General features: G+C 61.8%; 6 protein-coding genes. 4 read left to right on the top strand and 2 right to left on the bottom strand.

The genetic code is table 11. The annotated features are described in order from the left end of the window. Nucleotides 1-59: 59 nt before the first annotated feature. Both WA904_RS20320 and WA904_RS20315 read right to left on the bottom strand, forming a co-directional pair. A complete protein-coding gene (locus tag WA904_RS20320) occupies nucleotides 60-662 on the bottom strand; it encodes a thermostable hemolysin (RefSeq protein WP_425198945.1) in 603 nt (200 codons plus the stop codon). 371 nt (nucleotides 663-1,033) lie between these two features. After that, nucleotides 1,034-1,978: a cupin domain-containing protein gene (locus WA904_RS20315; protein ID WP_425198944.1), complete on the bottom strand. Its 945-nt coding sequence runs from the start codon at nucleotides 1,976-1,978 to the stop codon at nucleotides 1,034-1,036. Nucleotides 1,979-2,207: 229 nt separating this feature from the next. Here WA904_RS20315 and WA904_RS20310 point away from each other — a divergent pair, with 229 nt between their 5' ends. The 4 genes from WA904_RS20310 to WA904_RS20295 all read left to right on the top strand — a co-directional run bounded on the left by WA904_RS20310 (nucleotide 2,208) and on the right by WA904_RS20295 (nucleotide 6,366). Further along, the gene (locus tag WA904_RS20310) at nucleotides 2,208-3,644 is read left to right on the top strand and encodes an MFS transporter (RefSeq protein ID WP_425198943.1); all 1,437 of its coding nucleotides are present in this window, start codon (nucleotides 2,208-2,210) and stop codon (nucleotides 3,642-3,644) included. Further along, on the top strand, nucleotides 3,641-4,009 hold the full coding sequence (locus tag WA904_RS20305; RefSeq protein WP_425198942.1) for a hypothetical protein: 369 nt from the start codon (nucleotides 3,641-3,643) through the stop codon (nucleotides 4,007-4,009). Before WA904_RS20310 ends, WA904_RS20305 begins: the two co-directional genes overlap by 4 nt. A gap of 172 nt (nucleotides 4,010-4,181) precedes the next feature. Continuing rightward, nucleotides 4,182-4,745, top strand: a complete 564-nt coding sequence (locus tag WA904_RS20300) for an NADPH-dependent FMN reductase (RefSeq protein ID WP_425198941.1) — start codon at nucleotides 4,182-4,184, stop codon at nucleotides 4,743-4,745. 427 nt (nucleotides 4,746-5,172) lie between these two features. After that, on the top strand, nucleotides 5,173-6,366 hold the full coding sequence (locus WA904_RS20295) for an EAL and HDOD domain-containing protein (RefSeq protein WP_425198940.1): 1,194 nt from the start codon (nucleotides 5,173-5,175) through the stop codon (nucleotides 6,364-6,366). Nucleotides 6,367-6,475 lie beyond the last annotated feature (109 nt).

Here is a 6,475-nt window from a genome sequence, read left to right as displayed (position 1 = left end):
GCGCAACACCACGGCATCGGGCGCGCGCGCGGCCAGCGCGCCTAACACGCGTTCGGCGCTCATGCCTGCCGGCTCATGCGGTCCAGCCCGAGCTGGATGCGACCGGCCACCACGATGGGCTGGGTGTCGTAATACGTGCCCCAAGCCGCGGCCTCGTCGCCCAGGCGGGCGGGGTCGGCCTTGGCCAGGGCCAGCATGGGCAAGCCCAGCTTGGTGAGGATTCCTATCAGTTCCTGGGTCGCGGTGAACACCACCCATTCGAAGCCCAGGCGGTGCAGGTGCCGGCCCAGCGTGAGGATGACGTGGATGCTGCCGCCGGGCCTGTCGGCCGCGAGGTTGCCGACCTCGACAATGCGTTCACGCACGACGTTCTGGCCGGCCAGTTGCGCCATGGCGACTTCTATGGGAGCGTCCAGGTAACGTTCGAGAAACAGCTTGTCCGTGCTGGCACCGCGCCAGCCGGCCGCTGCGATGATGCGGTCGTCCTGCTCCAGCAGCGCGAGGTTGGGGGCCAGGGAAGATGTGCGGGCGTTGTAGCGCCGCGCAAAAACCGTCCGGATGAACGCTTCCGTTTCTTCCCGACGAGGTGAGCCGGCGACGGTATGGGTGGCGGTGATGGGGCGGGAGCGGGGTTCAAACACGTTGCGTCGCACAGTCTGCATGCAGCATCCTTGGGGAAAAGTGATGCGCCAGTGTGGAAACACAAACTTAAGTGCGCCTTAAGGCAGGGGTGAAGAATCTCCAGCCACATCTTTCGGGATCTTCTAGGCCTCAAGCCCTTTGCTGGTGGGTGTGAGCAGCTATAAAAAGCAGAGCAAGCTGCCTGCTCGGCGCCTTGGGCCATACGTCTGGCGCCCTGCGGAAGACCACTGCCTCAGGCAGCGCGAGGAGATGGAGCACGGGATCGTCATCCCTGTGGGCGGACGCGCGGCCCAGAAGCTGGTATTTGGTGGTATCTGGCGAGTTGTCCAGCGGCGCGGCGGACGATCTGGCCAAGGCCACCCAAAAACTGCATAAGCGAGCAGGTTCAGTTTCAGGCCGCCGGGGCTTGTGCATTGCGCCGGTAGGCGCCTGGCGCAGCGCCAGTGGATCGCTTGAATGCCTTGTTGAAGGCGGCTTCCGACTCGTAACCCACACTGCCGGCTACTTCCACCAGCGGCTTGCTGGTGTGGCGCAGCATGTGTCCGGCGCGAAACATGCGCCAGCGTGTGAGGTAGTCCAGCGGTGACTGGCCGACCTTGTGCCTGAAGCGCAGCGCAAACGCGGAACGCGACATGCCGACAGCAGCGGCGAGGGCCTCCACGGTCCAGCTCGATGCAACATCCTTGTGCATGAGGTGCAATGCGGGGCCGATGCGGCGATCTGACAGGGCCGCGAGCCAGCCGCTTTCGGTTTCAGGGTCCAGTGCTTCGATGTGGGCCCGCACCACCTGAACGAAGATGATGTCGGCCAGGCGGCTGACGATCAGGCCTGAGCCGAGGCCGCGTTGCACAGTTTCCATCGCCAGCAGTTGCAGCGCTGCCTGCAGCAGTTGCGTGCGCTCCTGGTCCATGCGGATGTGCAGCAGCGGCGGCAACAGGTCCAGCAGCGGCCGTGCGCCGTCGGGGTCGAAGTTGAACCAGCCGCTGACCACGGTGGTGCATGCACCACCGGCCGCCTGGCCAATCTGCACCACGCCACCTATGTTGTTGCGCACCACGTCAACACAGTTCACCGTGGCCGAACTCAAGTCATCGCGCAGCGTGTACGGCGAACCGTGCGGAATGATGAAGCAGTCGCCTGCCGCCAAAGCAATGGGCTCGGGGTGAGTGGCGTCTCCGTCGAGTGTCAGCCAGCCGCCACCGCGCAACACGAGGCCGAAACGCGCCGTGTTGTCACCGCGGCGGGTGCTCAGGCCCCACGGCGCCCTGGCTTCAAGGCGCGCATACAGCGCATTTTCAACACGCATGGCCGAAAAAAGCTCATCGAGTGGATCCATTTGTATTTATATGTATGGACGAAAAGACATTAATTGTAGAGTTTCAATCATTGTTAGTCCATAAATTGAGCCATACGATCATGCCCGTGACAAGCAATCTCAACTCGGGCGCCTTGACCTTGGACATGACTTCGGAGGTCATCGTCAACGGCGTTGGACGTGAACAAACTGCTTTCGCAGAAAACCTTCAAGAAAGATAGCCATGAAGCCCCAACTCGCTGCGCCTGGCATGCCCCCTGCGCCTTTACCGGCAGCCTCCACATTGTCTCCGGGCCCGCTCGCGCTTCTGCTGATGCTTGCCGGCACTTTCATGGTGGTTCTGGACTTCTTTATTGTTAATGTTGCTCTTCCTTCCATTCAGCGTGACTTGCATGCCGGCAACGCGGCGTTGCAACTGGTTGTGGTGGGTTATGGCCTGGCCAATGCCGCCGCGCTCATCACCGGCGGGCGGCTTGGCGATATGTATGGACGGCGCCGGCTCTTTGTCATTGGCGTGGGTTTGTTCACCCTGGCGTCTGCCGTCTGCGGTTTGGCGCCGAATGCCGAAGTGCTGATCGGTGCGCGTGTTGCACAGGGCCTGGCGGGTGCCTTGCTGCAGCCGCAGGTGTTGGCGATGCTTGGCATGCTTTACACGGGGGCGAATCGCGCCAAAGCTTTCGCCGCCTATGGTCTCGCCCTGGGGCTGGCTGCAGCGAGCGGCCAGGTCGTTGGCGGGCTGTTGATCCACGCCGATATCGCGGGGTTCGGCTGGCGCAGCTGTTTTCTCATCAACTTGCCCCTGGGTGTGCTGACCCTGGCCTTGAGCCGCCGAGTGCTCCCACCGTTAAGGGGCCAGCCCTCCAGCCGGCTGGATCTGCCCGGTGTTGCGCTCATCGGGTTGGCGTTGACGGCTGTCGTCTTGCCGCTGGTGCTGGGGCGCGATCTGGATTGGCCGCGTTGGAGCCTTGTTTGCCTGGCAACGTCGGCGCCATTGTTCCTGGTCTTCTGGCTTTATCAGCGTGGGATGGCGGTGCGCGGTGGGCAGCCCCTGGTCGCGCCCTCGCTTTTGGCCCAGCGCCCATTTCAGCTAGGTCTGGTCATCACCCTGATGTTCTTTGCGGGCAATGCGTCGTTCTATTTTGTATTGGCGCTGTACCTGCAGCAGGGGCTGGCGCTTCCACCGCTTGAATCGGGACTGGTGTTCATGACGCTCGCCCTGGGGTTTTTCGCCACATCGATGGCGTCACCATGGTTCGCTCGCCGTTTGGGCCGGAATGCGATTTTTACAGGGGCATTGGTGCTTGCAGCCGGGGACGCGGTTCTCTACGGCATGGTGGAAGGATTTCCCGTAAGGGGCGTGGCCTGCATGTTGCCGGTGCTGCTTGTGCAGGGTTGCGGGCTCGGGATGATCATGGCGCCGCTGGCTTCGGCCGTGCTGGCCGGATTGCCGGCCCGGCATGCGGGCGTAGCGTCTGGCGTCATGGCAACCATGCAGCAGGTGGGCAATGCGCTGGGTGTCTCCCTGATCGGAATCCTGTTCTACGGCGCACTGGGCCAGAGCACCAATCCAGCAGGCATTTCCCATGCATTTGGTATCAGCCTGATCTACCTGTTCGTCCTGGCACTCGGCGTGGCGGCCCTGTACCGATATTTCAGCCAAACCACATTTCTCAAGGAGCAATCATGAAGATCGATGCACAGCAACTGGCCGACCGTTATGCCGCGGTATGGAATGAACCCGACCCGGTGGCGCGGCGGGAAGCCATCTCCGCGCTCTGGCGGCCTGAGGGTGTTCACTATGTGTCCACACGCGAAGCGCGGGGCCATGCAGCGCTGGAGGAGCGCATCATCGGTTCGTACTCGAAGAATGTGCGTGATGGAGGTTATGCATTTGCCGCCGTGAAGAACGCACAAGCCTTGCCCGGTGTCATCACGTTCAATTGGGAAATGATTCGCCCGGCTACGCGTGAGGTGGTGGCCGTGGGCCTTGAGTTTCTTCAGGTCGATTGGGAGGGGCGCATCATCAGCGACTTCCAGTTCATCGTTTCGTAGTGTCAGCCGGGTGGCGTGGAGCGGATATCTTCCGGCGTTGGTGAAAATAAGGTGCGTGCCGCCTGTCCAGCCCGGTGAGCCAGGACGGGCGAGCTATTATCAAAGCCATGCTTTCTGAATTCCTCATGCGCCCGCAACTTGCGGCATCGGTTGATGGGCGTCTCTGGGCGTCATGAAGGTCCTCGCCATCTCCGGTACCCTGCGGGCTGCATCCATCAATTCCGCGCTCCTTCGTACGGCAGCGCGCCTGGCGCCCCCTGAAATCGAAATCACGTTCTGTTCCGTGGTTGGCGCGTTGCCGCTCTTCAATCCTGACCTGGAGACCGATGTGCCACGAGGCGTTGCGCAATTGCGCGCCGAGGTCGCGGCGGCTGATGCCTTGCTGATCGCCAGTCCTGAATATGCGCATGGCGTTACCGGCACCATCAAGAATGCGCTGGACTGGCTGGTCAGCTTTGAGGCGTTCGTCGGCAAGCCGGTGGCGGTGCTCAATGCATCGCCCCGGGCACATCACGCTGATGCGGCGCTGAAGGAAATACTCAGGACAATGTCGGCGGTCATCGTCGAGGATGCTTCCGTGAGCATTTCGCTGCTCGGGACAAACATCACTGAAGCCGCAATGGCGGAGTTGCCATCGGTGACCCACGCCATCCGGGAGTCACTGGCAGCGCTGTACAGCACCGTTGTCTTGAAGCAGCGTGGGCACAGCCACACGTTTCCTGTTCGGCCAGGGTGACAGCCATGTATTGAGCGGGCAGGTCTGCAGCCCCACGGAGTTTCATGCCTCTGCGCCTGGATTGCAGAAGAAATGGCTGTTTTGCCCTTATCTGTCGTGCTCGAGTAGCTATCAAAAACAGAGCAATGACTGCCTGAAACCTGTAGCTCGGCATGGCGGCTTCCGCCTCAGGCTGGAGATCCCTTGCGCTGCAGGCTTTGTTGCAGGCGTAAGCGGCGATCGCCGCCCCGGATCCGGAAAACAGAGCGGTGATTTCCTGCTTGCTTGAAGGATCAAGACCTACGCTTCTTTCATAAAGTGACTCGTGTAAAGCCTGCCTGTGACCGCGGCGGGGGTGTGGAAATTGGCCTGGACACAACCGGCTGGTCCGCAAAAAAGCGAATGAAAGACGGGAACTGCAGTTCCCACAACCTGAACTTGAAGCCTCATGTCTGAAGATAAATACCTTGTGCGTGCGCCACTGCTTGATCCCAAACAGCAGGTCATGGGTTACAAGCTGAGCTGGCAAAACCACGGCAGCCTGCCGCCGGGCGATGCAGATCTGGACCAATTGCTCTCGCTGGTGGCCGAGCGTGCCAGCGACACCGGGCTGGGCCGGCTTTTTCTCGACGCCAGGCCTGCCAGGTGTTCCGCCGAAACGCTGCAGACCATGGCCCCCCCCGATACCGTGCTGGTGCTGAACCGGGCCGACCTGGCCGACGGCGACGACGTGACTGCCGCTACCACATTGCGCGAACATGGCTTCAGTCTGGCAATCGGTGATGCGGACCTGGCATTCCTGGAATCCAGCGAGTCCCTGCTTCCCCTGCTGAGCCATGTGGAGCTGGGGCTGGACCATCCGGACCTGACAACCATCACCAGCCTGGCCGGGCACGCCGAGCCGCCGTTGGCGGTGGTGCTGGCGCCGTGCCGTGACTGGGAGGCGTTTGATGCCTGTGCGGCCCTCGGCCTGAGCGGTTTTTTCGGAAACCTCTGCCTGGCGCCGCGCAAACAGAACCAGCCGGGAGAACTCGGGCCGCAAACGGTACTGATCCTTCAGCTCATGCAAATGGTCCAGGAAAATGCCGACGTCCGGCATCTGGAAAAGCTGCTCAAACGCGACGCTGTTCTTTCCTACAAGCTGTTTCGCTACATCAATTCAGCCAGCTTCGGCATCGAGGTTGAAATCCAGTCGCTGCGCCATGCGGTGGCCATGATCGGCTATACCCCCCTGTTCCGCTGGCTCTCGTTGCTGCTGGCCATGACCAACACCGTGGGTTTTTCACCCGCATTGCTGCAGGCTGCCATTGTTCGCGGACGCCTGACGGAACTTCTCGGCCAGGGACTGCTTTCCCGGGGCGAATCGGACGACCTGTTTGTGGTGGGCATGTTTTCCCTGCTCGGGCAAATGCTGGGCGTTCCGATCACGCAGGTGCTCAGCCAGATTGTGCTGCCCGATGCCATTGTGCAAGCCCTGATTTCGCGCGAGGGAAAGTACGGACCTTTCCTGTTGCTGGCAGAAGCCTGCGAACGCGAGGACGGCTGTTCGGCAGACCACGCGGACAACCTGTTCGTGACGGCGAAGCGGGTGAACGATGCGCACCTGCTGGCGCTGGCCTGGGCGCAGAACATCAAGCTCTAGCAATCTCTCCCGTGCCTGCAGCGCAGCGACTGCTGCCGTGGCCGCAGCCGTCCCGCGCGACCGTCTCCGCTGCCGGAGACCAGCCATGGGGAAAAGAGGGGGTTGTTTT

It is taken from the genome of Polaromonas sp., assembly GCF_049790275.1.
Lineage (GTDB): Bacteria > Pseudomonadota > Gammaproteobacteria > Burkholderiales > Burkholderiaceae_C > Polaromonas.
This window is presented reverse-complemented; position numbering and strand designations above follow the sequence as displayed.